Origin of the sequence: Streptomyces sp. NPDC002232, from assembly GCF_042890295.1 — a bacterium.
In the GTDB taxonomy this organism is placed as follows: Bacteria; Actinomycetota; Actinomycetes; order Streptomycetales; family Streptomycetaceae; genus Streptomyces.
In genome coordinates this window covers 878,649-905,615 of sequence record NZ_JBIARV010000004.1, presented here as the reverse complement: position 1 = coordinate 905,615, position 26,967 = coordinate 878,649, and the positions used below count along the sequence as shown (strand labels likewise).

General features: G+C 73.1%; 23 protein-coding genes, 1 pseudogene and 1 riboswitch. Of the genes and pseudogenes, 19 read left to right on the top strand and 5 right to left on the bottom strand.

Annotation, left to right across the window (positions count from 1 at the left end; all coding sequences use genetic code 11):
* The first annotated feature begins 133 nt into the window (after positions 1-133).
* The 7 genes from ACFYXU_RS21985 to ACFYXU_RS21955 all read left to right on the top strand — a co-directional run bounded on the left by ACFYXU_RS21985 (position 134) and on the right by ACFYXU_RS21955 (position 6,924).
* Complete coding sequence (locus ACFYXU_RS21985; RefSeq protein ID WP_389459324.1) at positions 134-1,348, top strand: low temperature requirement protein A; 1,215 nt, start codon at positions 134-136, stop codon at positions 1,346-1,348.
* Between the two features lie 99 nt (positions 1,349-1,447).
* Complete coding sequence (locus ACFYXU_RS21980; protein WP_376513972.1) at positions 1,448-1,987, top strand: ArsR/SmtB family transcription factor; 540 nt, start codon at positions 1,448-1,450, stop codon at positions 1,985-1,987.
* Between the two features lie 8 nt (positions 1,988-1,995).
* Positions 1,996-3,330, top strand: a complete 1,335-nt coding sequence (locus ACFYXU_RS21975) for an MFS transporter (RefSeq protein WP_389459322.1) — start codon at positions 1,996-1,998, stop codon at positions 3,328-3,330.
* Between the two features lie 190 nt (positions 3,331-3,520).
* The gene (locus ACFYXU_RS21970; protein ID WP_376513976.1) at positions 3,521-4,294 is read left to right on the top strand and encodes a glycosyltransferase family 2 protein; all 774 of its coding nucleotides are present in this window, start codon (positions 3,521-3,523) and stop codon (positions 4,292-4,294) included.
* 223 nt (positions 4,295-4,517) lie between these two features.
* Entirely contained in the window at positions 4,518-5,054 is a 537-nt protein-coding gene (locus tag ACFYXU_RS21965; RefSeq protein ID WP_376513978.1) for a hypothetical protein, read from the top strand.
* A gap of 20 nt (positions 5,055-5,074) precedes the next feature.
* Entirely contained in the window at positions 5,075-6,259 is a 1,185-nt protein-coding gene (locus ACFYXU_RS21960; protein ID WP_389459319.1) for a sensor histidine kinase, read from the top strand.
* Positions 6,256-6,924 carry a DNA-binding response regulator gene (locus ACFYXU_RS21955; RefSeq protein ID WP_389406873.1) on the top strand — a complete coding sequence of 223 codons (669 nt, stop codon included), beginning with the start codon at positions 6,256-6,258 and terminating at the stop codon, positions 6,922-6,924. Before ACFYXU_RS21960 ends, ACFYXU_RS21955 begins: the two co-directional genes overlap by 4 nt.
* Before the next feature lie 101 nt (positions 6,925-7,025).
* On the opposite strand, the pseudogene ACFYXU_RS21950 reads toward ACFYXU_RS21955, so the two are convergent.
* Together ACFYXU_RS21950 and ACFYXU_RS21945 are read right to left on the bottom strand one after the other, a co-directional pair.
* Positions 7,026-7,324 (bottom strand): annotated as a pseudogene (locus ACFYXU_RS21950) (cytochrome P450); the annotation flags it as partial.
* A 91-nt stretch (positions 7,325-7,415) separates the two neighbouring features.
* Positions 7,416-8,072: a hypothetical protein gene (locus ACFYXU_RS21945; protein WP_389459317.1), complete on the bottom strand. Its 657-nt coding sequence runs from the start codon at positions 8,070-8,072 to the stop codon at positions 7,416-7,418.
* 304 nt (positions 8,073-8,376) lie between these two features.
* A riboswitch (SAM riboswitch) is annotated at positions 8,377-8,517 on the top strand.
* Positions 8,518-8,703: 186 nt separating this feature from the next.
* On the opposite strand from ACFYXU_RS21945, the gene ACFYXU_RS21940 reads away from it, so the two are divergent.
* Together ACFYXU_RS21940 and ACFYXU_RS21935 are read left to right on the top strand one after the other, a co-directional pair.
* On the top strand, positions 8,704-9,426 hold the full coding sequence (locus ACFYXU_RS21940) for an IclR family transcriptional regulator (RefSeq protein ID WP_329858190.1): 723 nt from the start codon (positions 8,704-8,706) through the stop codon (positions 9,424-9,426).
* A gap of 104 nt (positions 9,427-9,530) precedes the next feature.
* On the top strand, positions 9,531-10,271 hold the full coding sequence (locus ACFYXU_RS21935; RefSeq protein ID WP_389459315.1) for a class I SAM-dependent DNA methyltransferase: 741 nt from the start codon (positions 9,531-9,533) through the stop codon (positions 10,269-10,271).
* Between the two features lie 17 nt (positions 10,272-10,288).
* On the opposite strand, the gene ACFYXU_RS21930 is transcribed toward ACFYXU_RS21935, so the two are convergent.
* The gene (locus tag ACFYXU_RS21930; RefSeq protein WP_389406870.1) at positions 10,289-11,155 is read right to left on the bottom strand and encodes an oxygenase MpaB family protein; all 867 of its coding nucleotides are present in this window, start codon (positions 11,153-11,155) and stop codon (positions 10,289-10,291) included.
* 306 nt (positions 11,156-11,461) lie between these two features.
* Between ACFYXU_RS21930 and ACFYXU_RS21925 the strand changes: the two genes are divergently transcribed.
* Positions 11,462-11,830 (top strand): hypothetical protein, encoded by a 369-nt coding sequence (locus ACFYXU_RS21925; RefSeq protein ID WP_376513988.1) that lies wholly within the window; start codon positions 11,462-11,464, stop codon positions 11,828-11,830.
* A gap of 191 nt (positions 11,831-12,021) precedes the next feature.
* Entirely contained in the window at positions 12,022-13,959 is a 1,938-nt protein-coding gene (locus tag ACFYXU_RS21920; protein WP_389459312.1) for an ATP-binding protein, read from the top strand.
* A gap of 96 nt (positions 13,960-14,055) precedes the next feature.
* Here the strand turns inward: ACFYXU_RS21920 and ACFYXU_RS21915 are convergent, their stop codons facing one another.
* Positions 14,056-15,459: a hypothetical protein gene (locus tag ACFYXU_RS21915; protein WP_376513992.1), complete on the bottom strand. Its 1,404-nt coding sequence runs from the start codon at positions 15,457-15,459 to the stop codon at positions 14,056-14,058.
* A gap of 490 nt (positions 15,460-15,949) precedes the next feature.
* On the opposite strand from ACFYXU_RS21915, the gene ACFYXU_RS21910 reads away from it, so the two are divergent.
* From ACFYXU_RS21910 to ACFYXU_RS21895, 4 genes are all read left to right on the top strand, one after another.
* Positions 15,950-16,711, top strand: coding sequence for a class I SAM-dependent methyltransferase (locus ACFYXU_RS21910; protein WP_389459666.1), 762 nt, complete (start codon positions 15,950-15,952; stop codon positions 16,709-16,711).
* A 93-nt stretch (positions 16,712-16,804) separates the two neighbouring features.
* Complete coding sequence (locus ACFYXU_RS21905) at positions 16,805-17,398, top strand: TetR/AcrR family transcriptional regulator (protein WP_376513994.1); 594 nt, start codon at positions 16,805-16,807, stop codon at positions 17,396-17,398.
* Positions 17,395-19,173 carry an alpha/beta fold hydrolase gene (locus ACFYXU_RS21900; RefSeq protein WP_389459309.1) on the top strand — a complete coding sequence of 593 codons (1,779 nt, stop codon included), beginning with the start codon at positions 17,395-17,397 and terminating at the stop codon, positions 19,171-19,173. The genes ACFYXU_RS21905 and ACFYXU_RS21900 overlap by 4 nt, the downstream gene beginning before the upstream one ends.
* 133 nt (positions 19,174-19,306) lie before the next feature.
* The gene (locus ACFYXU_RS21895; protein ID WP_389459307.1) at positions 19,307-20,785 is read left to right on the top strand and encodes a glutamate--cysteine ligase; all 1,479 of its coding nucleotides are present in this window, start codon (positions 19,307-19,309) and stop codon (positions 20,783-20,785) included.
* 39 nt (positions 20,786-20,824) lie between these two features.
* Here the strand turns inward: ACFYXU_RS21895 and ACFYXU_RS21890 are convergent, their stop codons facing one another.
* The gene (locus tag ACFYXU_RS21890) at positions 20,825-22,168 is read right to left on the bottom strand and encodes an ROK family protein (RefSeq protein ID WP_389459305.1); all 1,344 of its coding nucleotides are present in this window, start codon (positions 22,166-22,168) and stop codon (positions 20,825-20,827) included.
* A 134-nt stretch (positions 22,169-22,302) separates the two neighbouring features.
* On the opposite strand from ACFYXU_RS21890, the gene ACFYXU_RS21885 reads away from it, so the two are divergent.
* The 4 genes from ACFYXU_RS21885 to ACFYXU_RS21870 are packed head-to-tail and all read left to right on the top strand — an operon-like array spanning position 22,303 to position 26,912.
* Positions 22,303-23,607 (top strand): ABC transporter substrate-binding protein, encoded by a 1,305-nt coding sequence (locus ACFYXU_RS21885; RefSeq protein WP_376514001.1) that lies wholly within the window; start codon positions 22,303-22,305, stop codon positions 23,605-23,607.
* Positions 23,608-23,618: 11 nt separating this feature from the next.
* Positions 23,619-24,611: a sugar ABC transporter permease gene (locus ACFYXU_RS21880; RefSeq protein ID WP_329858210.1), complete on the top strand. Its 993-nt coding sequence runs from the start codon at positions 23,619-23,621 to the stop codon at positions 24,609-24,611.
* Positions 24,612-24,645: 34 nt separating this feature from the next.
* Positions 24,646-25,485, top strand: a complete 840-nt coding sequence (locus ACFYXU_RS21875) for a carbohydrate ABC transporter permease (RefSeq protein WP_329858683.1) — start codon at positions 24,646-24,648, stop codon at positions 25,483-25,485.
* Positions 25,486-25,520: 35 nt separating this feature from the next.
* The gene (locus tag ACFYXU_RS21870; RefSeq protein ID WP_384574825.1) at positions 25,521-26,912 is read left to right on the top strand and encodes a GH1 family beta-glucosidase; all 1,392 of its coding nucleotides are present in this window, start codon (positions 25,521-25,523) and stop codon (positions 26,910-26,912) included.
* Positions 26,913-26,967 lie beyond the last annotated feature (55 nt).

Here is a 26,967-nt window from a genome sequence, read left to right as displayed (position 1 = left end):
CAGCGGTCGTCATCCTAGGGGGCCGCCCGCCGGGGGGGGGTGGGCGGCGCCTCCGACCTGCTGGTATCGGGCGGGACCACCGTCCGCGTCCTGCGGGCTGAAGTGCGGCGGCGGTCCGGCCGATCAGTCAGATATGACTTCCGAGAACGCCTCCCCCGGCACCCCGCCGGCCCACCCCCTCCCCGCCGAGTCCGAGCGGCACGCCTCCTGGCTGGAGCTGTTCTTCGACCTGATCGCCGTCGCGGGCGTCGCCCAGCTGGCCCATCTGCTGCACGGCACTCCGGGCGCCGCCGACCTCGGCCTCTACTGCCTTCTGTACCTGGCGTTCTGGACGGCGTGGATGTGCTTCACGACCTACGGAAACGTCGCCGCGGACAAGGTGCACACCCGCGCCGTCCTGATCGGCATGTTCGGGCTCGCCGTGATGGCGGCCGCCGTGCCGGGCGTCCGCACGGAGCACGCGCGGGCCTTCGCCCTCGCGTACGTGCTCGTCCGCGTCCTGGCGTCGAGGGTCTGGCAGAGCCGGGGCGAGGTCGTCGCGGACTGGCCGCTCGCGCAGCTGTCCGTGGGGGTCGTGCCCTGGATCGTCTCACTGTGGGCCGAGGCGCCGACCCGCTACTGGCTGTGGGCGGCGGGGCTCGCCGTCGACCTGGGGTTCACCTTCGCCCTGTCCCGCACGCGCGTCCTGGCCCGGGCCCAGGAGGAGTGGCGGAAGCACGCCGCCGACGGCCGGGGGCGGGCACACCCCCGGCCGGCCGCCGCCCGCTTCGACGCACGGCACCTCGACGAGCGGCTCGGGCTCTTCACGCTGATCGTGATCGGCGAGAGCGTCGCGCTGACTGTGGAGGCCTCCTCGGATGCCGACTGGACGTCGCGGCTCGGTTCTCTGGCGGTGGGGCCCTTCGTGCTGCTGCTCGCGCTGTGGGCGCTCGCGGTGCGCCGCACGTGCGGGGTGCCGCTGCTCGGTTTCGGCGTGCTCGCCCCTCGTTTCGCGCTGCCGCTCCACTGCCTGACGACGGGGGCGCTGGGCGCCCTCGCCGCCTCCCTCGGCGGGGCGGTGGAGCACGTCGGGGGGCACCTGCCGGTGGGGATGCGCTGGCTCATGTGCGGCAGTGTCGCCGTGTTCCTGGCCGTCGGCGTGGTGGCGGGAGTGGCGTCCGGACGTGGCCGCCGGTGGGCGCTGGGGGCGGGCGCGCCCATGGTGGTCGCACCGGTCCTGCTGGGCGCCTTCGCGGGCCGCGGGGCTCCGGCGGCGCTGGTGTGGGCGCTCGTGGTGGTGGCCCGATGGCCCTGGGTGTACGACCGGCTGTCCGCGCGCCGCGCAGGGCGGTCCGTGGCTGCGGAGTGAGCGCGGGAGCGGCGGCGTGCGGAACCCGCGAGGTGCACGCGACAAGAAGCCCGAGCAAACCCCTTGCGCAATGGTCAAGAAACGTTGACCATTGGGGACATGACAAGCGATGAACTTCCCGAGACGTTCCGCGTCACCACGGACGAGCAGCTCCGCGCCGTCTCCAACCTCACGCGCCACCGGATCATGGCCGTGCTCCGCTTCGAGCCCGCGACGATCACGCAGATCGCCGAGCGAGTGGGTCTCGCGAAGGGGAGCTCCAGCTACCACGTGCGGCTCCTGGAGCGGGCCGGGCTGGTCAAGGTCGTGCGGACGCGGAAGGTGCGGGGCGTCACCGAGCGGTACTACGCCATGGCCGCCCGGGCGATCGAGCTGCCGGATCCGGGCGAGGGCGGGCCGGACGTGCTGATGCGGCACGCCGTGGCGGACCTGGAGGCCGCGCCGAAGGACGGCGAGCGGCACGTGGGGATGATGCACCTGCGGCTCACCGACGAGCAGTTCGCGGAGCTGGGCGCGCGGCTGACGGCGCTGGCGCAGGAGTACCGGAAGCTGTCCGACCCGTCGCTGCCGGACACCTCGCTCGTCTTCGCACTGTTCCACCCCTCGTCGCGCGGCCAGGCCGGAGGAGATGCCAAGTGAGCTCTGAAATGACGAAGTTGCCCGCCGGGTTCGGGCGCCTGTGGACCGCACAGACCGTGTCCTCGCTCGGCGACGGAGTGATGCACGCCGCGCTGCCGCTGCTCGCGCTGACCTTGACGCGCGATCCGATGGCCCTCGCCGTCGTCACGGCCGCCGGTACGCTGCCGTGGCTGCTCTTCGGGATCCTCGGCGGCGCGCTGGTGGACCGCTGGGACCGCCGCCGCACGATGTGGGTCGCGGACGCGGCCCGTGCGCTGCTCCTCGCGATACCGGCGGCGGCCGCCGCCCTCGACATCCTGAGCGTTCCGCTCCTCGCGGTCGTCGCCTTCCTCCTGGGCCTCGGCGGGCTCTTCTTCGACACGGCGGCCACGGCCTATCTGCCGGACCTGCTCGGCCGGTCCCCCGCGCTCCTGGAGCGCGCCAACTCCCGGCTGCGGAGCACCCAGACCGCCGCGTCCGGCTTCGCCGGCCCGCCCGCGGGCAGCGCCCTGCTCGCGCTCGGACGGGCGGTTCCGCTGCTCGCCGACGCGGTGTCGTTCGCGGTCTCCGCGCTGCTCGTCCGGTCGCTGCCCGCCGCGCCCCGGCCCGTACCCCGGGCCCGTGAGTCGCTCCTGCGGCAGGCGCGGGCCGGTGCCTCGTACGTGTTCCGCGATCGGCTGCTGCTCGGGCTGGCCCTGCGTCCCGCCGTCGGGAACGTCGCCTTCGTCGCCGTGGAGACCGTTCTGGCCCTCTTCGCGCACGCCCGGCTCGGCGTCGACGCCCTCGGCTTCGGCCTGCTCCTCACGGCGGAGGCCGCCGGCGGTCTGCTCGGCGCGGGCATCGCCTCCTTCCTGAGCCGGCGGCTCGGCACCGGCGCCGCGCTGACCGCCACGGCCGCGGTCGAGGGCCTCGCCGTCCTGGGCCTTGCCGCCGCCCCGAACCCGTACGTCGCCGGCCTCGCGCTCGCCGTCTGCGGAGCGGGGGTGGGCGCCACGATGGTGCTCGCGCCGTCCCTCCGGCAGTCGATCGTCCCCGCCCACCTGATGGGCCGCGTCACCTCCACCTCGCGCATGCTCTCCATGTGCGCGGCTCCGTTCGGCGCCTTCCTCGCCGGCTGGCTGGCCACCGCGTACGACGAGCGCACCCCGCTCTACACGGCCGCGGGCCTCCTCCTGGCCATGACCGCCGTCACCTCGACCATGACCACGAACCGCCGGGTCGAGGCGGCGCTGCGCGCAGCCGCTGAGTACGTCGAGGGCTCCGAGGGCTCCGAGGGCTCCGAGGGCTCCGAGGGCTCCCAGGGCTCCGAGGGCAAGCGTCCCGAGGTCCCGGCGCGGGCGACCGCCCCGGCCGCCGGCCGCTGAGGCCCGCCACCCGGGCTTCCCCCACCCCCACACATCCGGGCCCGGTCGAGGCGTCTCCCACCGTGTCGACCCCGGGGCCCCGGGTTGGGCTCGCGGCGGTCCGGTGCGGGAGCGTGACCGGGGCGTCGGCACCTGCCCTGCCGCGATGTTTGAATAGACCTTCGTTCATGGTCCTGCAAGGAGATGCGCTGTGCCCCTGGTGTCTGTCGTGATGCCCGTATTCAATTCGGCAGCCACCCTCGGCGCGGCCGTCCGCTCAGTTCTCACACAGACCCACAGCGACCTGGAGCTGCTCGTCACCGACGACCGGTCCACCGACACCTCGCTCGACCTGCTCCACGAGTTCGCCGAGCGCGACGAGCGCGTCCTGGTGGCGTCGGCGCCCGAGCAGGGCGGTGCCGGGCGGGCCCGCAACCTCGCCATCGAGCGGGCCCGAGGGGACTACGTCGCGTTCCTCGACAGTGACGACATGTGGCTCCCCGAGAAGACCGAGAAGCAGCTCGCCTTCGCCGCCGAGGGGACCGCGCCCCTGACGTTCACCTCGTACTTCAAGATGGACGCCGACCACGAGGGCGACAGCACGGACTGGGTCCCGAACGGACGGGTGGTCCAGGCACGCGAGCACGTCGACTACCGCGCGATGCTGGTCCGGGACCACATCGGCGCCCTCACCGCCATGTACGACCGCAACGTCCTGGGCACGCGGCTGATGCCGGAGATGCGCAAGCGACAGGACTACGCCCTGTGGCTGTCGATCATGCGGGACGGCGCCGACGCGCGCGGGCTCACGGAGCCGCTCGCGGTGTACCGGGCCCACCAGGCCGGGTCCCTCTCCTCCAACAAGATGTCCCTCGTGCAGTACAACTGGGCCCTCTACCGCGAGCACGAGCACCTCTCGGTCCCGAGGTCGACGCGGGCACTGGCCGGCGCGGTCTGGCAGTCGCTGCGCAACTCCCGCATCTGACGCAGCTGCCTCGGCCCGGCCCCGTCCTGGTGCTCCCGGACGAGGGCGAGCACGAGGTCGCGGTGTGGCGGCTCGCGCGGGCGGGTGCCGGCGGTCCCGAGCGCGACGACATCCGCGTGTGGCCGTGCCCCGCCGGGGGTGGACGGGGTGGAGCGGGTATCTCCACCCGTACCTCCACCCATGGGTCCAGGTGCGGAGAGGGCAATCTCCCGATGCTTGAGCCATGACACTCACCGACTGGCTCGTCGACATCGCGCTCATCCTCATCGTCTTCCGGCAGCTGCGGGAAGGCCCGCTGGGACCGCGCTCCTACCTGCTCCCCCTCGGCATCGTGGCGTTCTTCGCCTCCCAGTACCTGGACGGTCTGCCCACGGACGGCAACGACCTCGTGCTCATCGGCACGACCGTGGGAGTGGGGACGGCCCTCGGCATCGCCGGAGGCGTCTTCACCCGGATCCGCTCGGTCGACGGCGCACTCCTGATCAAGGCCGGGGCGGTCTCGGCCGTCCTGTGGGTGCTCGGCATGGGATCCCGGCTGGCCTTCCAGCTGTGGGTCGACCACGGTGGCGCCGACGACGTCGGCAGGTTCAGCGTCGAGCACCACATCACCAGCCAGCAGGCCTGGGTCACCGCCTTCCTGCTGATGGCGGTCGCCGAGGTCGTCACCCGTCTGGCCACGATCTTCGTCCGCAGCCGGATGGTCGCCCGCACCACACGGCCCGTGCCCGCGAGCGTGCCGCTCACCGGCCACGTGAGGTGATCATGCCGTATCGTCACAGCATGCCACTGAGGAACCGGGGGACCACCGCCCCGGCCGGGGGAACCCGTCCCGGGCCCACGGAACGCATCCGGCTCACACACTGGGTGTGGGCGGCCGTCCTCCTCGTCGTCGAGGTCTTCACCCTCCGGCCCCTGGGCCTCAGTGGCCGCGGTCTCGCTGTGACACTGCTCTTCGCGGTCAACTTCGCCTTCTTCGCCCTGCGACTCGTCCCCGCCCGGCTCGTCCCCGAACGGCTCCTCCTGCCCCTGATGGCGGTCGGCGTCGTGGCGGCGGCCGCGTTGATGGCGGTCGCAGAGACAGGGACGGCGTCGCTCTTCGCCTTCTTCCTCGCCGCCTTCATCGGCTACCGGCTGGACACCAGAGCGGCCACGGTCCTCGCCGTGGCGCTGAGCCTGCTGTGCGGCGTCGCCCTGGCGGCGCAGGCCGAGCCCGGTCAGCAGGGGCTGCTCCTCATGGCCGGGCTCTCCACCGGGGCGCTGGTCCTGGCGGGCATGTCGGGGCGGAGCCGTAACCAGGCCGTCGAGGCAGCGATCTCGGCCGCCGAGTCGGCCGAGCGGGCCGCCCGTGCCGAGGCCCGGACGCTGGTGCTGACCGAACGGGGCCGGGTGGCGCGGGACGTGCACGACGTCCTCGCGCACTCCCTGGCCGGCATCAACATGCAGCTCGAACTGGCCGACGCCCTGATCGAGGTCGGGGAGACGGAGAAGGCCCGGGAGGCGACCGCACGGGCGCAGAGCCTGGTCCGGGAGAGCCTGAAGCAGGTGCAGTGGACGGTCCGCGCGCTGCGCGAGGAGGCCTTGCCCCTGCTGGAGAGCCTCACCGCGCTGCTCGAGTCGTCCGGCCACCACGAGGCGCTGACCGTGACCGGGACGGTGCGTGAGCTGCCGACCCGGACGACGCACGACCTCCTGCGGATCGCGCAGGAGGCCCTGACCAACGCCACGCGTCACGCTCCCGGTGGGAGCGTGCGGGTGGCGGTGGCGTACGACGAGGGGACGACCACCTTGAGCATCCTCAGCGAGCCGGGGACGATGCCGGCGTCCGCCGCCGGTACGGGGAGCGGGATGGGGCTGATCGGGATCCGCGAGCGCGTCGCCCTCATGGACGGAACGGTGACGACGGGTCTCGTGCCGTCCGGCCCCGGGCGGGGCTGCTGGAAGGTCGAGGTCGTGATCCCCGTATGAACGAGTCGGCAGCGGGCTCCCCCCTGATCAACGTGGTCGTCGCCGACGACCAGGCCGCCGTCCGCGAACCCCTGGCGATGGTCCTCGCGCTCACCGCGGACATCAGCGTCGTCGCGACCGCCGCCAACGGCCACGAGGTGCTCGACGCCGTCGCCGAGACGCCGGTCGACGTCGTCCTCATGGACCTGCGGATGCCCGGGATGGACGGGACCGAGGCGACGCGCCGGCTGAACGAGTCCCACCCGGACGTGGCCGTGGTGGTGCTCACGACGTTCGCCGACGACGACTCGGTCATGGCCGCGCTGGCGGCGGGGGCCCGTGGGTACCTGACGAAGAACGCGGGCCGTGAGGACATCGCCCGCGCGATCCGCGCCGCCGCGGCGGGCCAGTCCGTCCTCGACCAGGAGGTGCGCGACCGGTTGCTGGCCGCTGTGACGGGGGCGCAGCGGTCCGCCCCGGGCGAACCCCTGCCGGGGGACCTGACTCCCCGGGAGCGCGAGGTGCTGGCGCTGATCGGGCAGGGGCTTCCGAACCGGGCGATCGCCGAGCGGCTCTTCGTCAGCGAGGCCACGGTCAAGACGCACATCAACAACCTCTTCGCCAAGGCCGGCATCCGGGACCGGGCCGAAGCCGTGCGCCGGGCGATCGCCGCCGGTCTGGCGTGAGGCCGGCGCCTCGCGCGCGGTCCAGTGCGGGGACGGTGCGTCCGTCCCGGTCCGGCGTGCGGACGGTGCCCCGCGCGGTCCGGCGTGATGACGAGACACCCCTAAGGTCGGATCCCGTCGCAGGCGATGCGCAGATGCCGCGGCCCGCGCGGTACCGCGTTCTGGCGGTACGGGGGCGTGTCTTCGAGCAGGCGGGGGTTCTCCAGCCTCCGTGCCGGCTCCGACAGGGCCGGCTGGGCCTCCAGACCGGCCGGCGGTGCGCCGAAGCAGCTGCGGATGCCGCTGCCGAGCCCGAGGTGCTGGATGTCCGGGCGGTCCGGGCACCGAAGCGGTCCGGGTGCTCGAAGCACCGGGGGTCGCGGTTGCCGGACGCCAGGACCAGCCGGAGCGTCGAACCTCTGGCGGACCGATCGAGTGAGCCGTCCGGCCGGGCCGGTTCGAGGCGGCCGGGCGGGCCGGTCGACGACGGCCCGCCGCTGCTCGGGCCTGCGTCAGCCGGTCACGGTGATCTGCCGGGTCGGGTCGGTGGTGTCGGTGAGCTGGTACGTCGCGCTGAAGGTCGCGGACTGGTTGCCGGTCGGGCAGAGGAAGCCGCCCGTGGCGGTCGCGGGGACGGGGGCGTTGGCGATCGCCAGCGCCGAGGGGGCTCCGTTGGTCCAGCCGCCGTCGACGGTGGTGGGTCCGGTCGGCGAGGCGGTGATGGTGCAGCTGGCGAGGCCGCCGGTCTTGAGGACGACGCCGCCCTTGGGGATGGTGAAGCCGCCGGCGGCGGGGGCGCCGTTCTGGAGGGTGAGCTTCCAGGGGCCGTTGGTGGCGTTGCTGGTGATGGTGACGCTCACGCCGAAGACGCTGGTGGTGCAGCCGCTGAAGCCGGGCGGGTTGATGGGGACGGAGACGGGGCCCGCGTCGTTGTGGTTGCCGGGGGCGGCGGGGACGGCGTTGTTCGCTCCGCCCGTCGGTACGGAGGCGGAGACGGTGCAGGTCATCGTGGTCGAACCGGCGACGAAGGTGGCCTTGCCGGTGAGCTTGGCGGCGAAGGCGTGACCGGCCGGCAGGACGGTGGTCGGGGCGGCCTGGGTGCCGCCGGCGCCGAGGGCGAGCGCCCCGGCGGTGGCGAGGCCGGTGAGGGAGACGAGCAGCTTGGACATGGGTTTCTCCTCGGTGAGGGACGGGGGGTGCGAGGAGGTGCGGGTCGTCGCGCCGTGCGGGGTGCGTGGGGGAACCGCGCAAAGTGACTTGAGAGTAGAACCGGCCGGTAGGGGTGCCCAAGGGACAATCACGCCACTCCTGACGATCCGTCAGTAAGGTTGACGCGGCGGGGCGCTTGACATCGCGACGGCCGGAGCGGGGAGGGGGCGCGAGCCCCGCCCGACCCGATGGGCGCGGCAGACCGCCACTCCTTCCGGGGAGGCCGTTGGCTGGCCGCCCGGCGCGTCTTGTATGGTTCTCCGCGAATCATCCAGAGGGGTGGAGGGACCGGCCCTACGAAGCCCCGGCAACTCCCCGGTCGACTCGGCGCTCTCCTTCGCGCCGCGCCGTCGGGTCCAGTGCCAACTCCGGCCCGCGCCAACGTGGCGCGGGAAAAGATGAGGAGACACGGTGCTCTCTGTGCTGACCTTCGCCCTCCCCCTGCCTGCCCCGGGCCTCCCGTGTACCCGTCTCGCGTTCGCCGCGGCATAACGGCCGAGCTCTTCGGCCCTCCCCGCTGAGCATCCCCACCCTCCCTGCGTGAGATCGCCGCGAACCTTCGCGCGCGGACCGAGACTGGAGCACCCCCTCATGGACATTTCGGATATTTCTAGTGGTGTCGGCGTCCTCGACAAGGCCGCGGTGATCCTCGGCGCGCTGGCGTCCGGCCCGGCCACCCTGGCGGGGCTCGTGTCCGCCACGGGCCTGTCGCGGCCCACGGCGCATCGGCTGGCCCTCGCGCTCGAACGCCACCGTCTGGTCGCCAGGGACATCGAGGGCCGCTTCGTCCTCGGCCCCCGACTCGGCGAACTGTCGGCCGCCGCGGACGAGGACTGCCTGCTGACCGCGGCCGGTCCCGTCCTCATCTCCCTCCGGGACGCGACCGGCGAGAGCGCGCAGCTCTACCGCCGCCAGGGCGAGGTGCGCGTCTGCGTCGCCGCCGCCGAGCGGACCTCCGGACTGCGCGACATCGTGCCGGTCGGGGCGACGCTCCCCATGAAGGTCGGCTCCGCCGCCCAGGTGCTGCTGGCCTGGGAGGAACCGGAGCGGTTCTACCAGGGGTTGCAGGGCGCGCGCTTCACGGCCACGGCTCTGAGCGGCGTACGGCGCCGGGGCTGGGCCCAGTCGATCGGTGAGCGCGAGCCCGGGATGGCCTCGGTCTCGGCCCCGGTCCGCGGTCCCTCCGACCGCGTCGTGGCCGCCGTCACGGTCACCGGGCCCATCCAGCGCCTGACCCGGCAGCCCGGCGCCCGTCTCGCGAAGGCCGCCGTCGCCGCGGCCGACCGGCTCACCGCGGTCGTCTCCCACGCGTGACCCCGGCGGCACCCCCGGCTCCGGGCGCCCGGCCCTCCCCCGGCCCCGCGTCCGGAGCGTAAATCGGTCGACGCCGCCGCTCCGTGCGGGCAAAGTGGCGCCCCGTGACGAGCAGTGAGCTGTGGACCCGCGATTCCGCCGACCGTTACGACGCCGAGGAGAGCGAGAGGTCCTCGGCCGCCTTCCTCGGACCGACCCTCGCCTTCCTCGCCGATCTCGCCGGAGACGGCCGGGCACTGGAGTTCGCCATCGGAACGGGACGCGTGGGCGTCCCGCTGCGGGAGCGCGGCGTGCCGGTGGCGGGCATCGAGCTCTCCGAGCCCATGGCGGCCGTCCTGCGGAGCAAGATCGACGCCGACACCCTCCCGGTGACCATCGGAGACATGGCCACCACCGTCGTCCCCGGGGAGTTCTCCCTGGTCTACCTCGTCTACAACACCATCACGAACCTGCTCACCCAGGACGAGCAGGTCGAGTGCTTCCGCAACGCCGCGCGCCACCTGGCGCCCGGCGGCCGGTTCGTCATCGAACTGGGCGTACCGCCCCTGCGGTTCCTTCCGCCGGGCCAGGTCGCGGTGCCGTTCGACGTCTCCGAGCGGCACCTCGGCTTCGACACCTTCGACCTGGTCGAGCAGGTCCTCGTCTCGCACCACCTCACGCGCGACGGCGCGGACGGCCGCTACCGCCGGGGCAGCTCGCGGCACCGGTACGCCTGGCCCGCGGAGCTGGACCTGATGGCGCGGATCGCCGGCCTGGAGCTGGAGCGCCGCGTCGCCGACTGGGACGGGACCCCGTTCGCACAGGACTCCGCCCAGCACGTCTCCGTGTGGCGCAAGCCGCTCTGAGGGCCCGGCGGCACCGGTCAGCGGCCGGCTCCGGCGGGCAGCGGGGGCGTCACCCAGCGGACCGCCGTCGTGACCGCCCGTCCGCCGGGCCGTGCGAAGCGGAGCAGGATCCGGATCCGACGGGGCACCGGAATCAGGTCCCGGGCCCACGACGGCAGGAGCTCCACCGCCGCGGCCGCCAGCAGGAGGTAGGGCAGGCGCGCGGGCCACGGCAGCGGCGGTGACGCCAGCAGGTACCGGGCCGTCGCCGACGACTCCTCCGTCGCCTCCAGCTCCCCGCGCCGGCCGTCGAGCGCCGCGACGAGTCCGGCACGGCTCCGCGGCGGGTCCGGGACGCCCAGCCGCTCGGCGACCGACGCCATGTCCTGGACGTACGCGTCCTGTTGCCCGCCGGTCAGCGGACGCAGGCCGTAGCGCCGATGGGACTCCAGGAAGCAGTACGTCTCGGCCATGTGGACCCAGGACAGCAGCGGCGGGTCCGACGCCCGGTAGGCCACTCCGCCCGTCGTGGTCCCGGTGACGCGGGCGTGCACCGCGCGCACCCGCTCCACCGCCCGCTCGGCATCCCGCTCCGTGCCGAACGTGGTCACCGCCAGGAAGGTGCTGGTCCGCTGGAGGCGGCCCCAGGGGTCGCCGCGGAATCCCGAATGCGCCCAGACGGCCGCCATGGCCACCGGGTGCAGGGACTGGAGCAGGAGTGCGGCGAGGCCTCCGACGTACATCGAGGCGTCGGCGTGCACGGTCCGTACGGGGCGGTCCGGGGCGAACCAGCGGGGTCCCGGGGTGCCGTGGATCCTGGCGCGCTTCCGATGCGCCTCCGGTCCGGCCACGCGCCGCAGGAGCGCGTCGCCCGCCTTCGTACGCAGCCTTCCGAGCAGGGGCACCGCTACCGCACTCCTCTCCTGGGCCCGTGGGACACCGCACCACGACCTCGTCCCGTCGCCGTGCGGCACGGGCCCGCGAGCCGGGCCGGTCCCACGCGAACATGCCACACTAGGACAAAGGTGTCACACGCGGCCGTCCTCGGAAGCCGCGCACCGCTCCCCCGGTGCCCCGCGCCCCGGACCCGTACGAAGTGCACAGCGAGACTCACGGTTTCCGGCCGTCGCCGCGCGAGTCGGAACGGCGCTTCACACGCGGGCTGTCGCCGCGCTCCTCCCGTTCCGGCTCGCTCGAAGGAGGTGTCTTCCATGACCAGGACCATGCGCGTCCGCCGACTGGTGGCGGGTGCCGCCGCGTCCGGCCTGCTGGCAGGTGGTGCCGCGCTCGGCATGGCCGGCTCGGCAGCGGCGGCTCCCGCCCCGTCGTCGGTCGCCACGACCGTCGTGACCGACCACCACGGCGACCACCACGACCGGCACGACCGGTGCGAGTGGAAGAAGGGCCACTGGGAGAAGAAGTGGGTCCCGGGCCACTGGGAGAAGAAGCGGGCCGACCACGACTCCTGGCGCCAGGGCCATCATGACGACGGCAAGGACCACCACAAGAAGTGGGTCTACGTCCCCGGCCACTGGGAGAAGGTCTGGGTGAAGGCGCACTGGGACTGCCACCAGCGGTGACGCACGGCAGGTGACGCCGTGGGAGGGGCGACCACCCTCCCACGGACCGCCCGCGCGGAGGCGGGCCTTTCCCGAGCGGGTGACACGGAGGGGCCCTGGGCGCGCACAATACGGGGGTGCAGAGTTGGATGCCGCCGGAGCGCGGACCTTTCGTCGGGCGGGAACGTGAACTGAGTGCGCTGGGAGCCCGGTTGGACCGGCACAGACTGGTGACGCTGGCCGGGTCCGGCGGGATCGGGAAGTCGAGACTCGCGGCGCGCGCCGCGAGTCTCCTCCCCTCCGACGCCTTCGAGAGCGTCCACTGGGTGCCGCTGTGGTCGCTGGGGAGCGGCAGCCTCCTGATCCCGCTCGTGGCCGACGCGTGCGGTCTGTCCGACCACTCCGCGCGCGACCCCCTCGACGCGCTGGCCGCCTGGCTCGGCACGCGCCGCGTCCTGATCGTCCTCGACTCCTGCGAGCACCTGGTCGACGCGTGCGCGGAGCTGGTGGAGACGCTGCTCGCCCGCTGCCCCTCGCTCGTGGTGCTGGCGACGAGCCGGGAGTCGCTGGGCGTGGCCGGTGAGACCCTGCTCCCGCTGGGCCCCCTGTCGCTGGACTCGGAGGCCATGGACCTGTTCGCCGCCCACGCCGCGACGCTCGGCGTCACGTGGGAGAGCCCCGAGGACCGGCTGGCCGCGAGCGAGGTCTGCCACTGGCTGGAGGGCATTCCCCTGGCCCTGGAGCTGGCCGCGGCACAGCTCGCGGACCGGCCCGTACGCGTCATGGCCGGGGTGCTGCGCGACCGGCTCTCGCTCGCGGAACCCTCGGACAGCACGGTGCAGCCGGCCCGTCACCGGGCGCTGCGGACCACCATCGGGTGGAGCCACGAGCTGTGCGAGCCCCAGGAGCGGCTGCTGTGGGCGAGGCTGTCGGTGTTCCGCGCCGACGCCACCGCGGAGGACGTCGCGCGCGTGTGCGGCGGTGGGCCGCTCGCCGGTGGCGCGCTGGAGAAGGCTCTCGCCGGGTTACGGCGCAAGAGCATCGTCACGGAGCTGCCCGACGGCCGGCTGCGGATGCTCGACACCGTCCGCGAGTACGGCGCCATGTGGCTGGCGGAGCTCGCCGAGACGCGGACCGCCGCCGACCGCCACGCGTGGCACTTCCACGCCGTCACCGCGTCCGCCGAGCGTGACTGGTGGGGGCCGCGGCAGGCCGCCGCGTACGCCCGGCTGGTCGACTGCTCCGGCGACCTGTGCGCCGCGCTCGACCATCTGCTCGCCACCGATCCTCCGCAGGCGGCGGCGATGGCCGGGAGGCTCGGCTTCTTCTGGGCCTGCTGCGGTCAACTCCACGAGGCCGGGCACTACTTGGAGGAGTGCCTGCGACTGGTCACGGAGCCCGCCGGCGTCCTGGCCAGGGTCTGCTGGGCGCTCGGGGTGGTGCGGTGCCTCCGGGGCGAGTACGAGTCGGCCGCCCGGCTCGGCGCGCGGGCGCGGGAGCAGGCGCTGCTCGCCGCCGACCCGGAGCTGCTCGCGGACGCCACGTACCTCCAGGGTCTGGTGCTGCTGCTCCGGGGCGAGCCCCTCCAGGTCGTCGACGCCGCGGACCGGGCGCTGTCGATCCTCCCGGGGAGCACCCCGGCGGCGGCCCGGTGCCGTCTGGTCCGCGTGTTCGCGCTGACGGCGTCGGGTTCGCTCCGACGGGCGCGGGCCGAGGCGGAGGCGCTGCGCGCGGACTCCGTGTCGGCGGGGGAACACTGGACCCGGTCCTACGCCGAGTACCAGCTGGCGGTGATAGCGCTCGGCGAGGACCGCTCGGCCGATGCCGCCTCGCACGCCCGGTCGATGCTGCGGGACAAGCGGACGATCGGCGACGCCTTCGGGCTGGCCCTCGGCCTGGACCTGCTGGCGGCGGCCCTGGCGGCGCTGGAGCGGGCGGAGGAGTCCGCGACGGCGTACGGGGCGGGGCAGGCCCTCTGGGAGATGGTGGGGCACCCGCAGCGGGGCACCCCGGAACTGGGTCCGCTGCGGGAGCAGTCGGAGGGGGCGGCCCGTCGGCAGATCGGGAGCGACGCGTACGACCGTGCCTATGTCCTGGCGACGCTCACGGACCCGTTCGACACCCTGAGCGACATGCTCCGGAACCCCTGACGCCCGGGGGACGTCGCGGAGGCCCGCGCCGGACGGCGTCCGGCCTCCGCGAGGCCACGGGATCAGGCCGTCCCGTGCGGGTCCGGTCGGATCAGGTCAGGCACGGGGGACGCACGGGGTGCAGCAGGCCGGTGCCGGTTCGACGCAGACGGTGACGGAGTCGGTGTTGTCGGACGGGTCGGGGTCCTTCTCCGCGGCGGTGACGGTGGCCGTGTTGGTGAGGCGGGCCGGCCGGGTGGCCTTGGCCCGCAGGACGAGCGTGGCCCGGGCGCCGACGGCGAGTCCGCCCACGGACCACTGCCCGGTCTCCGGGTCGTAGGCACCGGCACCGGCGTCGGCGGAGAGGAAGGTGAGGCCGCCGGGGAGACGGTCGGCGACCGTCACCCCGGTCGCCGGGCTGGGGCCGGAGTTGTGGACGGTGAGCCGGTAGGTCACGGTCTGTCCGACGGTCACGGTGGTCGCGTCGGCCGCCTTCGTGACGTCCAGGTCGGCGGCCGGCCTGACCTCGGTGACGGCCTCGTCGGACGTGGCCGTCAGCGGCTCGGGGGTGGGGCCGAGCCGGTTCTCGTACGTGGCGGCGGCGGTGTTGGTCACCCGGGTGCCCGCCGTCTCCCGACCGAGGACGACCCGGTACTCGACGGTGGTGCCCTCCGGCAGCGTGGCGGTGTTGGCGAGGCTGCCGCCCTGGGAGGGGGAGGCGCCGGTGCCGAGCCGGAAGACCACCGTGTCGCTCGCGGGGTCGTACGCGGCCTGGTCGTCGCCCGCCCGGTCGGTCTTCACTCCCGCGTTCGGTCCGTCGATGATCCGCAGCGAGCCGGGCACGTACGTCGTCCCCGGCGGCAGGACGTCGGTGAGGGTGAGCCGCTCGGCCGCGCCGCCCCCCTCGTTCGTGGCGGTGACGCGGTAGGTGACGACGTCGCCGATGTCCAGCGGGCCCACTGGAACGGCGGTCTTCGTGAGCACCACGTGGGGTGCGGTGCCGAAGAAGACTCCGTCGAGGAAGTTGCCGATGCCCCGGTTGCCGCCGGCCGCCGAGACGGACCGGAAGGCGAAGCGGGTGGTGGTCTGTCCGGCCGGGACGGTGTAGGTGCCGGTGTAGTAGCCCCACGCGGTGTTGCCGTCGGTGAGGGTGCGCTGCTCGACCACGCTGCCCGGGGCGCCGATGTCCAGGGCCATGGTGTCCTGGCCCTGGCGCCCGCGGTGGTACAGCCGCCAGTACAGCTTGGTTCCGGGGGTGGTCGGGAGGTCCTGGTAGAGGGTGGAGACCTGGTTGGCGTTCAGCTCGGCGAACTGCTCGCCCTCGGCGGAGGGCACGCCGTTGAAGCCCGAGTGCCAGATCTCGATCATGTGGTCGGTGGCGGTGGTGAGCCAGCCGGGGACGTGCCGGGGTGCCTGCGTCTGGGAGGCGTCCGGCAGGAAGGCCAGGTCGGTGACGGACGGCTGCTCGAAGCTTCCGTTGACGAGGGCGACGCGGAGCGGGACGGAGGGAGGTGTGCTCATGGTGACATCTCCGATCGGTCGACGGTGCGCGAGGGCCCCGGGGCGTCCCGGCCGCCGTGTGCGCGGCCGGGACGCGGGAGGGAGCCCGGAACGCTCCGTAGCTCACCGCCCGGGGAGCGCCGCGTACAGGCGGGGTGGGCGACGTCCCGGCCAGCCCGGACCGTCGGGTTTACCCGCGCCGAGGTCGCGCAGCATGGCGCTGCCGCCCTCGCGGGACCGCTCACCGGAGTCCCGCCGCTCCTTCCTGGATCAGCGCCCTCGTGCGTCTCTCTGATGCTGACCGGATGGCATGACTCTCTGGCATCGACCCGCCACCCGAAAGGGTGGATCTCAACGCTCTCGATTGACGTGAGGAGGCACCCACCGGGAGGCGGAGAGGTGGGCCCGGGGTGCCGGCCGCGCGGCGCGTCGCGGCCGGAGGTCCGCTCGTGGAGGAGCTAGCGTCGTGCGGGTGACGGGAGTCGATGCCGAGCGCCGGTGGTCCGAGTCCATGCCGGAGGTGTACGAGCGGCACCTCGTACCGGTGCTGTTCCGGCCCTTCGCCGAGGATCTGGTCGCCCGCGCGGCGGTGCTCGGCCCACGCCGCGTCCTGGAACTCGCCGCCGGGACCGGGGTCCTGACCTCGGGCCTGCTCTCCGCGGTGCCGGCCGCCGAGGTGACGGCCACCGATCTGAACGACGCCATGGTCGCCTTCGGTGCGGCCCGGGCACCCGGCGCGGTGTGGCGGCAGGCCGACGCGCAGCGACTGCCCTTCCCCGACGGCGTCTTCGACCTGGTGGTCTGCCAGTTCGGCGTGATGTTCTTCCCTGACCGGATCGCGGCCTACTCCGAGGTCCGGCGGGTGCTCGCCCCGGGCGGCCGGTTCCTGTTCAACACGTGGGGCCCCCTCGCCACGCACGCCTTCGCGGCCGCGCTACAGGCCGGTCTTGAGCGGGCCCTCCCCGTCGACACCCCGGGGTTCCTGCGCGCGGTCCCGCACGGGTACGCCGATCCCGCCGTCGTCGCCGCCGACCTGGCCGCCGCCGGGTTCGCCGTCGAGCAGGAGCGCGAGGTCACCCTGACGGGCCGGGCTCCGTCGGCCGCCGACGTCGCCCTCGGGTTCCTCGCCGGGACGCCGGTGCGCGCGGAGGTGGAGCGGCGCGGAGACGCCTCGGCCGTCCGCGAAGCCGTCACCGGGACGATGACCGACCGGCTCGGCCCGGGGCCGGTCGGCGGCGCGATGACGGCGTACGTCTTCCTCGGCTCCGCCTGAGCTCCGGAACCGCCCTCCGGCACTCCCCTGGTGCCGAACGGGGCTGGGAATCTTGAGCCTTGAAAAATATGTAGACCGGTCTATTCTCTGCTCATGACGGAAACCAAAGGGGCCAGGACCAGCCTCCGGCTGGCGGAATCGATGCTGGAGCTGATCCAGCGTCATGGATACAGCGGCACGGGGCTGAACACGGTGGTGGAGCACGCGGGCGCGCCCAAGGGCTCCCTGTACTTCCACTTCCCCCAGGGCAAGGAGGCCCTCGGGGAGAAGGCCGTCGAGCTCGCCGCCGCGCGGTTCGGCGCCCTCGTGGCCGACTCGGCGCGGGAGTCGGCCACGCCGGCCGACGTGCTGCGCCGGGTGGTCGACGAGCTGGCCGGGATGCTCGACGACAGCGGCTTCGAGCTGGGGTGCCCGGTCTCGGTGGTGACGCTGGAGATGGGCGCCCGGAGCGACCGGCTCCGGGACGCCTGCGCCCAGGCCTTCGAGTCGTGGATCTCGCCCGTGAGCGATCTGCTCGTGGCCCACGGCCACCCGCGCCAAGCCGCGCGCGGCCTCGCGACCGCCCTGGTCAGCCTGGTGGAGGGCGCGGTGATCGTGTCGCGTGCCCAGCGGTCCACCGAGCCGCTGCGCTGCGCCGCCCGGACGATCACGACCCTCCTGGAGCCGGGTGCGGAGCCCTCGTCGTGAGCCGGGACGACCGGCACGCGCTGGTGCTGGGCGCGAGCGGCCTCATCGGCCGCCACGTGGTGCTCGCCCTCGGCCGCGCCGGGGTGCGGGTCAGCGCGGCCTCCCGGAGTCCTGAGTCCGCGCTGCGGCTGGCCCGGTGGCTCGCGGCGCGCGGGCACGAACCGGTCCCGGCCGACCTGAGGGCCGACTTCGCCGCGACGCCCCTCGTCGAGGGCGCGCCCGACGACGTCACCGAGATCTACAACTGCGCCGGGGCCTACCGGTTCGGGATGACGGTGGACGAGGCGCGCCACGCCAACGTGGACAGCGTCCGGGCGGTCGTCGCCTTCGCCGCGGGGATGCCGCGCCTGCGCCGCCTGGTCCAGGTCTCTGGATACCGCGTGGGTGGTCAGGACCCCGCGCCGTGGAGCGAGGAGCGCCGGCGCGCGACGTACCGGGCGCTCGGTCCGTACGAGGCGTCCAGGGTCGAGGCGGATGCCGTCTTCCAGGAGCTCACGGCACGGCTGGACGTGCCCTGGTCGATCGTCAACCCGGCGAGCGTCGTCGGGGACAGCGTCACCGGAGAGTCCGACCAGTACCTGGGGCTCGCCTCCAGCCTGAAGGACCTCTGGCACGGCTCGCTCGCGGCGCTGCCGGGCGACGGGCGGACCTTCGTGCCCGTGGTCGCCGCCGACCACCTCGCACGGTTCATGACGCTGCTGCCGACGGACGAGGCCACGCGGGGCGCCGCCTACTGGGTGCTCGACGACGACACCCCCGCGCTGCCCGACCTGCTGACGCTCACGGCCGAGCACTACGGGATCCGGGCACCCCGGGCGCGGGTGCCGGTGCCGCTGCTCAAGCGGCTTCCCCGCCGGCTCACGAAGGCCGATCCGGAGACGCTGACCTTCCTGTCGGCGGACCGCTATCCGACCGGCTCCGCCCGTGACCTCGCCGCCCGGCACCGGCTGCCGACGCCGGACACCGTCACGACGATCCTCCGCTGGGCCGACCACCTCGCCGCCCACCGCTTCGGAGACGCCCCCGCGGGCGACCGGCGGTTCACCTCGCCGGGCGGCGTCCGGACCTTCGAACTGGGCCGGGCGGACGCGGACACGGTCGTGCTGCCCGGACTGCCGGTCAACGCCGACACCTGGGCCCCGGTCGTCGGGGCGCTCGGGAGCGCCCGCGCCGTCGACCTGCCCGGTCTGGGGATGAGCGGCGGGAGCCGGGACGACTGGTCCTCCTGGCTGACGGCGCTGGTGACCGGGACCGGCGCCCGGCACCTGGTGGGCCACTCCGTCGGTGCCGCCGCGGCCGTCGAGGCGGCCGCCGCCCATCCGGACCGGGTCGAGGAGCTCACGCTCGTGGCGCCGTACTTCCTCCAGGCCTTCCCGCCCCGCTCCGCCGGGTGGACTCCGCTGACCTGCGGGCTCCTGCGCCGTACGACCCCCTCGGCGCTCTCCGTCCGGCTGACCGGCACCGCGGAGCACGCGCCCGCGCTCCGGCCGGCCGTCTCGGACCTGCGGCGCGGCGCCGTCGCGGCCGTCACCGCCCGGCTCCTGGCGTCCACCGGGAGCGCGCGGGGGCGGGCGGACCTCCGGGCCGCGCTGCGGCGGTACCCGGGGCGCGTCCACGTCGTCACGGGCTCCGAGGATCCACTGACCGCCGAGGGGCGCTCCCTGGTGGACGGCCTCCCGCGCGCCACCGTGACCGTGATCCCCGGCGCGGGGCACCACCCCCAGCTGACGCACCCCGAGGAGGTCGCCCGGGCCATCGGTGCGCAGGCTCCGTGAGCCGCGTCGCGCCCTTCGCGCGGCCCGCTGTCCGCGTGCGCGGTGGGCCCTGCGGTCCGTTCGGTGGTCGGGTCGTGGCCGAAGTGGGACGCTGAAGGGGAAGGTCCGTGCCGACGAGTCTCGGGAGGGCCGAATGGGACGCGACGTCCCGGCGCTGGAGTTCACCCGTGACGACCGTCGCCGGTTCCGGAACAAGCTGCACACCTGTCTCGACGTGTTCGCGCAGATGCTGCGGGAGTCACGGTTCGACTTCGAGCGGCCTCAGGTCGGTCTGGAGATCGAGCTGAACCTCGTGGACGAGGCCGCGGAGCCCGCCATGCGCAGCGTGGACGTCCTCGAGGCGATCGCGGACCCCGCCTGGTCGACCGAGCTCGGGCGGTTCAATCTGGAGATCAACATCGATCCCCGGCAGCTCACCGAGGGCGGTCCCGGCGCCTGGGAGCGGGAGATCCGGGACGCGCTCAACCACGCCGAGGAGAAGGCGGCGGCGATCGGGGCGCACCTGGTCATGATCGGGATCCTGCCGACGCTGGAGCTGAAGGACGTGGGTCCGGCGTCGCTGTCCGAGAATCCGCGGTACCACCTGCTGAACGAGCAGATCTTCGCCGCGCGGGGCGAGGACCTGCTGATCTCCGTGGACGGGGTGGAGCGGCTGCGCACCTACGCCGACACGATCACTCCGGAGGCGGCGTGCACGAGCACGCAGTTCCACCTCCAGGTCGCGCCGGACGAGTTCGCGGACTACTGGAACGCGGCGCAGGCCGTCGCCGGGGTCCAGGTGGCCCTGGCGGCGAACTCCCCGTTCCTGTTCGCCAAGGAGCTGTGGCGCGAGACGCGCATTCCGCTGTTCGAGCAGACCACCGACACCCGGCCGGAGGAGATCAAGGTGCAGGGGGTCCGTCCCCGGGTGTGGTTCGGCGAGAGGTGGATCACCAGCGTCTTCGACCTCTTCGAGGAGAACGCCCAGTTCTTCCCGGCGCTGCTGCCGCTCTGCGACGACGAGGACCCCCAGGAGACGCTGGACCACGGAGGGATCCCCGGCCTCTCCGAACTGACCCTGCACAACGGAACGGTCTACCGGTGGAACCGACCGGTGTACGCCGTCGTCGACGGGGTGCCGCACCTGCGGATCGAGAACCGTGTGCTGCCCGCGGGGCCCACGGTGGCGGACGTGCTGTCGAACGGCGCCTTCTACTACGGGCTGGTCCGCGCCCTGGTCGAGGAGGACCGCCCCGTCTGGTCGCGGATGTCGTTCTCGGCGGCCGAGGACAATCTCGACGCGGCGGCCCGGCACGGGATCGACGCCCAGCTGTACTGGCCGGGGATGGGCGAAGTGCCCGTGACCGAGCTGGTGCTGCGCCGCCTGCTGCCGCTCGCGGACCGCGGTCTGGAGCGGACGGGCATGGACGCGGCCTGGCGGGAGCCGCTGCTCGGGATCGTCGAGCAGCGGTGCGTCAGCGGCCGGAACGGCGCGGTGTGGCAGTCGGAGACCTTCCACCACATCCATGACATCGGGCATGTGGACCGGCATCAGGCGCTGCGGCGGATGACGCGGCAGTACCTCGACTTCATGCACATGAACGCTCCGGCGCACACCTGGCCGGTCGACTGAGAGCCCCGCTGCCCCGGGGCTCCCGCCCCTTCGCGGCGCTCAGGGGGAGACGCGGTCCTGGAGCGCCGACTGCCAGGCCGGCGCGGGAGTGGCGGGCTCGGTCTCGGGACGGCGGCCGCCCTGGGCGAAGAAGTCGACCAGCGGCAGCAGGGCGGCGCCGACGGTGACCGCCTCGGGTCCCAGGGTGCCGAGACCGATGGCGGTGCGGCTGGCCGGGTGGCGGAGCGCGTACTCCCGCGCGTAGGCGGAGACCGTCCCCAGGAAGCGGGCGCCGAGCTGGAGGCCGGCCCAGCCGCCGACCAGGATCCGCTCGGGCTGGAAGAGGTTGATCAGGTCGGCGAAGCCGGCGCCCAGGTACTCGGCGGTCTCCTCCAGGACCGCGAGCGCCGTGACGTCGGGGCTCCCGTCCGGGTCGGCCGGATAGGCCGCGGCCAGCATCGCCGTGAGGGCCGTCTCCTCGTCCGCGCCCACGGGCGGCTCCCCGCCCGCCTCGCGCCAGCGGTCGAGCAGCGCCTCGGCTCCCGCGTACGCCTCCAGGCAGCCCTGCGCGCCGCAGCGGCAGCGGCGCCCTCGGACCCGGACCGTCAGATGACCCCATTCGACGGCCCGGCCGGGCCCCATCGGGTCCGTGACCACGCAGGCGCCGACACCGGAGCCGAAGAGCACGACGACCGCGCTGCGCGCGCCCCGGCCGGCGCCGAACCACATCTCCGCCTGGCCCAGGGTCTTGGCGCCGTTGTCGATCCAGTAGGGGACGTCCTCGGGCAGGTCGACGGCGGCGCGGAGGAGGCGCTCGAAGGGGACGGCGTCCCAGCCGACGGTCTGACCGTGCACCACCGCGCCCTCCTCTGCGGTGCGGGCGACGATGCCGGGCACGCCGACGCCGACCCCGATGAGCCGCTCGGCGGGGACGGCCGCGGTGCGCAGGACCTCGGCGATGCCCTCGCGGAGGTGGGCGACGACGAGGTCCACGTCGTACCGGGCCGTGCGGGGTCCGGAGCTGGCCAACGCCCGCTCGGTGCGGGCGAGTTCGGTGAGGGTGAGGTCGAAGAGCTCGATGCGGACCCGGGTCTCGCCGATGTCGACGCCGATCATGAAGCCGCTGGCGGGGCTGATCCGCACGAGGGTGCGGGGGCGCCCGCCGGCGGAGTCGACGCTGCCGGCCTCCTCCACGAGGCCCTCCGCGACGAGTTCGGCGACCACGTTGCTGACGGATCCGGAGCTGAGACCGGTCGCGGGGCCGAGCATGAGCCGGCTCATCGGTCCGTCGAAGTACAGCCTGCGCAGAACCGCGGTGCGGTTCTCGCGCCGCAGGTCACGCACCGTACGGCCAGTTCTCGCGTGCACGTTGGTCCCCGTCTCTGGAGTCGTTCCTTGCAACATACCCGCAGTACAAGCCTTGACGCGACCTTCTCATGGGGTTTAACTCACATCCTAAATTAAGCCGATGTTACGGCGAGGCCTCCAGACCCTCACCGCATCGGCGACCCCCTCGTCCCCGAAAGGGCCCAGGAGCCATGCGCAGAATCAGAGCCGCTGTCACCGGTGCCGTCACGCTCTCCCTCGCCTTCACCGCCACCGCCTGCGGGGGCGGTGAAGGGAGCGGGTCGTCGCCGAAGACCCTCACCTACTGGGCCTCCAACCAGGGCTCCAGCATCGAGGTCGACAAGAAGGTCCTGCAGCCCGAGCTCGACCAGTTCGAGAAGGAGACCGGGATCAAGGTGAAGCTGGAGGTGGTCCCCTGGTCCGACCTGCTCAACCGGATCCTCACCGCGACCACGTCCGGCCAGGGCCCCGACATCCTCAACATCGGGAACACCTGGAGCGCCTCGCTCCAGTCCACCGGCGCCCTGCTGCCCTGGGACGCGAAGAACTTCGAGGCCATCGGCGGCAAGGACCGCTTCGTCGACTCCGCGCTCGGCTCCACCGGCGTCACCGGCAAGGAACCGGCCGCCGTCCCGCTGTACTCCATGGCCTACGCGCTCTACTACAACAAGCAGATGTTCAAGGACGCCGGCATAGCGAAGCCGCCGACCACCTGGGACGAGGTGGCCGCGGCCGGCAAGAAGCTCAGCAAGAACGGCAAGTCGGGCATCGGCGTCGAGGGCTCCAACCTGTCCAACAACATCCACCAGGTGTTCGTCCTCGGCAAGCAGCACGGCGCCGACTTCTTCACCGCCGACGGGAAGCCGGACTTCACCTCCGACGGGGCCGTCGCCGCCGTCAAGCAGTACGTCGACCTGATGGCGGCACAGAAGATCGTCGCCCCCGGGAACGCCGAGTACGCCCAGAACCAGTCGCTCAGCGACTTCGCCAAGGGCAAGACCGGCATGGTCCTGTGGCAGACCCCGCAGCAGACCTTCGCCTCCCAGGGCATGGCACCGGACGACTGGGGTGTCGCTCCCGCCCCGGTCCCCTCGGGCACCCCCGGCCAGGGCGCGCAGACCAACTCGATGGTCGCCGGCATCAACATGGCCGTCTTCAAGAACACCAAGAACCTCGACGGTGCGCTGAAGTTCGTGAAGTTCATGACCAGCGACGAGGAGCAGATCCTCCTCAACAAGGCCTACGGCTCGGTCCCGCCGGTGAAGAGCGCCCAGAAGGACCCCGTCTTCGCCGACCCGTCGCTCACCGTCATCCGGGAGACCCTCGCCTCCAGCGCCGCGGCCCTGCCGCAGGTCCCCGAGGAGTCCCAGTTCGAGACCGTCGTCGGCACCGCGGTCAAGGAGCTGTTCGCCGACGCCGCCGCGGGCCGCCCGGTCACCACGGAGTCCGTGAAGGCCAAGCTCGAAAAGGCCCAGCAGCAGATGCCCAAGAAGTAGGCCGCCCCACCATGACCGAGACCGCCGTCACTCCCCCGAGTGAGCGGGCGGTGCGCAAGGCCACACCCGGAGAGGCGCGCGCACCACGCCGCTCCGGGCGTCGCCGCATCGCACTGCCGTACCTCCTGCTCCTGCCCGCCCTGCTCCTCGAACTGCTCGTCCACCTCGTCCCGATGCTCATGGGCATCACCATGAGCTTCCGGGAGCTCACCCAGTTCTACATCCGGAACTGGTCGGAGGCGCCCTGGTCCGGCCTGGACAACTTCCGCGTCGCGATCGACTTCGACGCCCCCGTCGGCCAGGCCCTCCTCAAGTCCTTCGTGACGACGTGCGTCTTCACCCTCGCGTCCGTCGGGCTGTGCTGGCTCCTGGGGACCGCGGCCGCGATCTTCCTCCAGGAGAACTTCCGGGGCCGCGGCTTCCTCCGGACGCTGTTCCTCGTCCCGTACGCCCTGCCCGTCTACGCCGCCGTCATCACCTGGTCCTTCATGTTCCAGCGCGACAACGGCCTCATCAACCACGTCCTCCACGACCAGCTCGGCATCGGCGACAGCCCCGCCTTCTGGCTCATCGGGGACAACAGCTTCTGGGCCCTGCTCGTCGTCTCCGTGTGGAAGGGCTGGCCCTTCGCCTTCCTCACCGTCATGGCCGGACTGCAGAACATCCCCCGGGACATGTACGAGGCGGCCGCCCTCGACGGGGCCGGCGTGTGGAAGCAGATCCGGCACATCACCCTGCCGTCGCTGCGGTCCGTCAACCAGGTCCTCGTGCTCGTCCTCTTCCTCTGGACGTTCAACGACTTCAACACGCCGTTCGTGCTCTTCGGCAAGGCGGCGCCCGAAGCGGCCGACCTGATCTCGCTCCACATCTACCAGTCGTCCTTCCAGACCTGGAACTTCGGCACCGGGTCGGCCATGTCCGTCCTGCTGCTGCTCTTCCTCCTCGTCGTCACGGGCGTCTACCTCCTGGTCACCAGCCGCGGAAGGAAGACCTCCGATGTCTGAGCACGCATCCCGGCGCACGGCACCGCGCTCCCCCATGGCGGCGCCCCGCTCCTTCCTCTGGACGCGGCGGATCTTCCTCACCCTGCTCACCGCCTTCGTGGTGCTGCCGGTGTACGTCATGGTCTCCAGCTCCCTCAAACCGCTCGAGGACGTGTCGGGGAAGTTCGAGTGGATCCCCTCCGGGCTCACGCTCCGCCCGTACTTCGACATCTGGGAGACCGTCCCCCTCGCCGACTACTTCGTGAACTCGATCGTCGTCGCGGGGTCGGCCACGGTCTTCTCCGTGGCCGTCGCGATCTTCGCCGCGTACGCCGTCAGCCGCTACACCTTCCGCGGCAAGCGGGTCTTCACCGTGACGGTGCTGTCCACGCAGATGTTCCCCGGCATCCTCTTCCTGCTGCCGCTCTTCCTCATCTACGTCAACATCGGCAACGCCACCGGCATCGCCCTCTTCGGCTCGCGCGAAGGCCTGATCCTCACCTATCTGACCTTCTCGCTGCCCTTCTCCATCTGGATGCTGACCGGCTACTTCGACTCGATCCCGCGCGAACTCGACGAAGCGGCCAAGGTCGACGGCTGCGGTCCGATCAGCGCGCTGCTGCGCGTCATCGTGCCGGCCGCGTCCCCCGGCATCATCGCCGTCGCCGTCTACGCCTTCATGACCGCCTGGGGCGAGGTCCTCTTCGCCTCGGTCATGACCAACGACACCACCCGCACCCTCGCCGTCGGTCTCCAGGGGTACGCCACCCAGAACGACGTGTACTGGAACCAGGTGATGGCCGCCTCCCTCGTGGTCAGCGTCCCCGTCGTCGTCGGCTTCCTGCTCCTCCAGCGCTACCTCGTCGCCGGCCTCACCGCAGGTGCGGTCAAGTGACGTCCCTCTCCACACCCATCACGAAGAGGTTCCCCGTGTCCGAATCCCCCGACTCCCGCACCACGCCCGACCTGGAGGCCTTCCCGGCGGACTTCGCCTGGGGCACGGCGACCTCCGCCTACCAGATCGAGGGCGCCGTGGCCGAGGACGGCCGCGCCCCCTCCATCTGGGACACCTTCTCCCGCGTCCCGGGCGCGATCGACAACGGCGACCACGGCGACACCGCCTGCGACCACTACCACCGGTGGCCCGAGGACATCGCCCTCATGAAGGAGCTCGGCACCGACGCCTACCGGCTCTCCGTCGCCTGGCCGCGCGTCGTCCCCGGCGGCGACGGCCCGGTCAACGCCGCCGGGCTCGACTTCTACGACCGGCTCGTCGACGGCCTCCTCGACGCCGGCATCACCCCGTCCGTCACGCTCTACCACTGGGACCTGCCGCAGGCCCTCCAGGACCGGGTGCGCGACAGCCACGGCGGCTGGACCGAGCGCGCCACCGCGGAGCACCTCGCCGCGTACGCCTCCGTGGTCGCGGAGCGCCTCGGCGACCGCGTCACCCAGTGGGCGACGCTCAACGAACCGCTCTGCTCGGGCTGGATCGGCCACCTGGAAGGGCGGATGGCCCCGGGCCTGACCGACCTCACGGCCGCCGTCCGCGCCTCCTACCACCTGCTTCTCGGGCACGGCCTCGCCACCCGGGCGATCCGCGCCGCCGCCCCCGGCGCCCAGGTCGGTCTGGTCACCAACCACTCCACCGTCACACCCGCCTCCAGCCGGCCCGAGGACGTCGCCGCCGCGGCCCGCGCCGACGGCCACACCAACCGCTGGTGGCTGGACCCGGTGTACGGCCGGGGCTTCCCCGCCGACATGCGCGAGCTGTACGGCGTCGAACTGCCCGAGCGGGCGGGCGACCTGGAGCTCATCGCCGCCCCGCTCGACTGGCACGGCCTCAACTACTACTTCCCGGTGACCGTCGCCGACGACCCCGAGGGCCCGGTCCCGTACGCCCGCGAGGTCCGCCTCCCCGACGTGCCCCGCACCGGCATGGACTGGCAGATCGACGCCGGCGGCCTGGAGGCCTTCCTGCTGCGGCTCACCGACGACTACGGCATCCGGAAGCTGTACGTCACGGAGAACGGCTCGGCCTTCCCCGACAGCACCGGCCCCGACGGCGAGGTCCACGACCCGGAGCGCACCCGCTACCTGGAGGAGCACCTCGCCGCCTGCGCCCGGGCCGTGCGCAAGGGCGCCCCGCTCGCCGGGTACTACGCCTGGTCGTTGCTCGACAACTTCGAATGGGCCTACGGCTACGACAAGCGGTTCGGCCTCGTCCACGTCGACTACGCCACCCAGCGCAGGACCGTGAAGACGAGCGGACGCCGTTACGCGGACCTCGTGCGCGCCCACCGGGAGGCGACCGCCGGCTGACCCGGGCCCGTCGCGATCCTCCGGAAGGTGACCGCCGCCGACGCGGGCCCGTCAT

What these genes read in the sequence shown, in the direction of transcription:
- ACFYXU_RS21910 (WP_389459666.1), top strand. Translation starts at nt 15,950, where the DNA reads ATGCCGGAGGTGTACGAGCGGCACCTCGTACCGGTGCTGTTCCGGCCC.
- ACFYXU_RS21980 (WP_376513972.1), top strand. Translation starts at nt 1,448, where the DNA reads ATGACAAGCGATGAACTTCCCGAGACGTTCCGCGTCACCACGGACGAG.
- ACFYXU_RS21915 (WP_376513992.1), bottom strand. Translation starts at nt 15,459, where the DNA reads ATGAGCACACCTCCCTCCGTCCCGCTCCGCGTCGCCCTCGTCAACGGA.
- ACFYXU_RS21890 (WP_389459305.1), bottom strand. Translation starts at nt 22,168, where the DNA reads ATGTTGCAAGGAACGACTCCAGAGACGGGGACCAACGTGCACGCGAGA.
- ACFYXU_RS21985 (WP_389459324.1), top strand. Translation starts at nt 134, where the DNA reads ATGACTTCCGAGAACGCCTCCCCCGGCACCCCGCCGGCCCACCCCCTC.
- ACFYXU_RS21955 (WP_389406873.1), top strand. Translation starts at nt 6,256, where the DNA reads ATGAACGAGTCGGCAGCGGGCTCCCCCCTGATCAACGTGGTCGTCGCC.
- ACFYXU_RS21885 (WP_376514001.1), top strand. Translation starts at nt 22,303, where the DNA reads ATGCGCAGAATCAGAGCCGCTGTCACCGGTGCCGTCACGCTCTCCCTC.
- ACFYXU_RS21880 (WP_329858210.1), top strand. Translation starts at nt 23,619, where the DNA reads ATGACCGAGACCGCCGTCACTCCCCCGAGTGAGCGGGCGGTGCGCAAG.
- ACFYXU_RS21905 (WP_376513994.1), top strand. Translation starts at nt 16,805, where the DNA reads ATGACGGAAACCAAAGGGGCCAGGACCAGCCTCCGGCTGGCGGAATCG.
- ACFYXU_RS21960 (WP_389459319.1), top strand. Translation starts at nt 5,075, where the DNA reads ATGCCACTGAGGAACCGGGGGACCACCGCCCCGGCCGGGGGAACCCGT.
- ACFYXU_RS21975 (WP_389459322.1), top strand. Translation starts at nt 1,996, where the DNA reads ATGACGAAGTTGCCCGCCGGGTTCGGGCGCCTGTGGACCGCACAGACC.
- ACFYXU_RS21925 (WP_376513988.1), top strand. Translation starts at nt 11,462, where the DNA reads ATGACCAGGACCATGCGCGTCCGCCGACTGGTGGCGGGTGCCGCCGCG.
- ACFYXU_RS21965 (WP_376513978.1), top strand. Translation starts at nt 4,518, where the DNA reads ATGACACTCACCGACTGGCTCGTCGACATCGCGCTCATCCTCATCGTC.
- ACFYXU_RS21875 (WP_329858683.1), top strand. Translation starts at nt 24,646, where the DNA reads ATGGCGGCGCCCCGCTCCTTCCTCTGGACGCGGCGGATCTTCCTCACC.
- ACFYXU_RS21940 (WP_329858190.1), top strand. Translation starts at nt 8,704, where the DNA reads ATGGACATTTCGGATATTTCTAGTGGTGTCGGCGTCCTCGACAAGGCC.
- ACFYXU_RS21895 (WP_389459307.1), top strand. Translation starts at nt 19,307, where the DNA reads ATGGGACGCGACGTCCCGGCGCTGGAGTTCACCCGTGACGACCGTCGC.
- ACFYXU_RS21945 (WP_389459317.1), bottom strand. Translation starts at nt 8,072, where the DNA reads ATGTCCAAGCTGCTCGTCTCCCTCACCGGCCTCGCCACCGCCGGGGCG.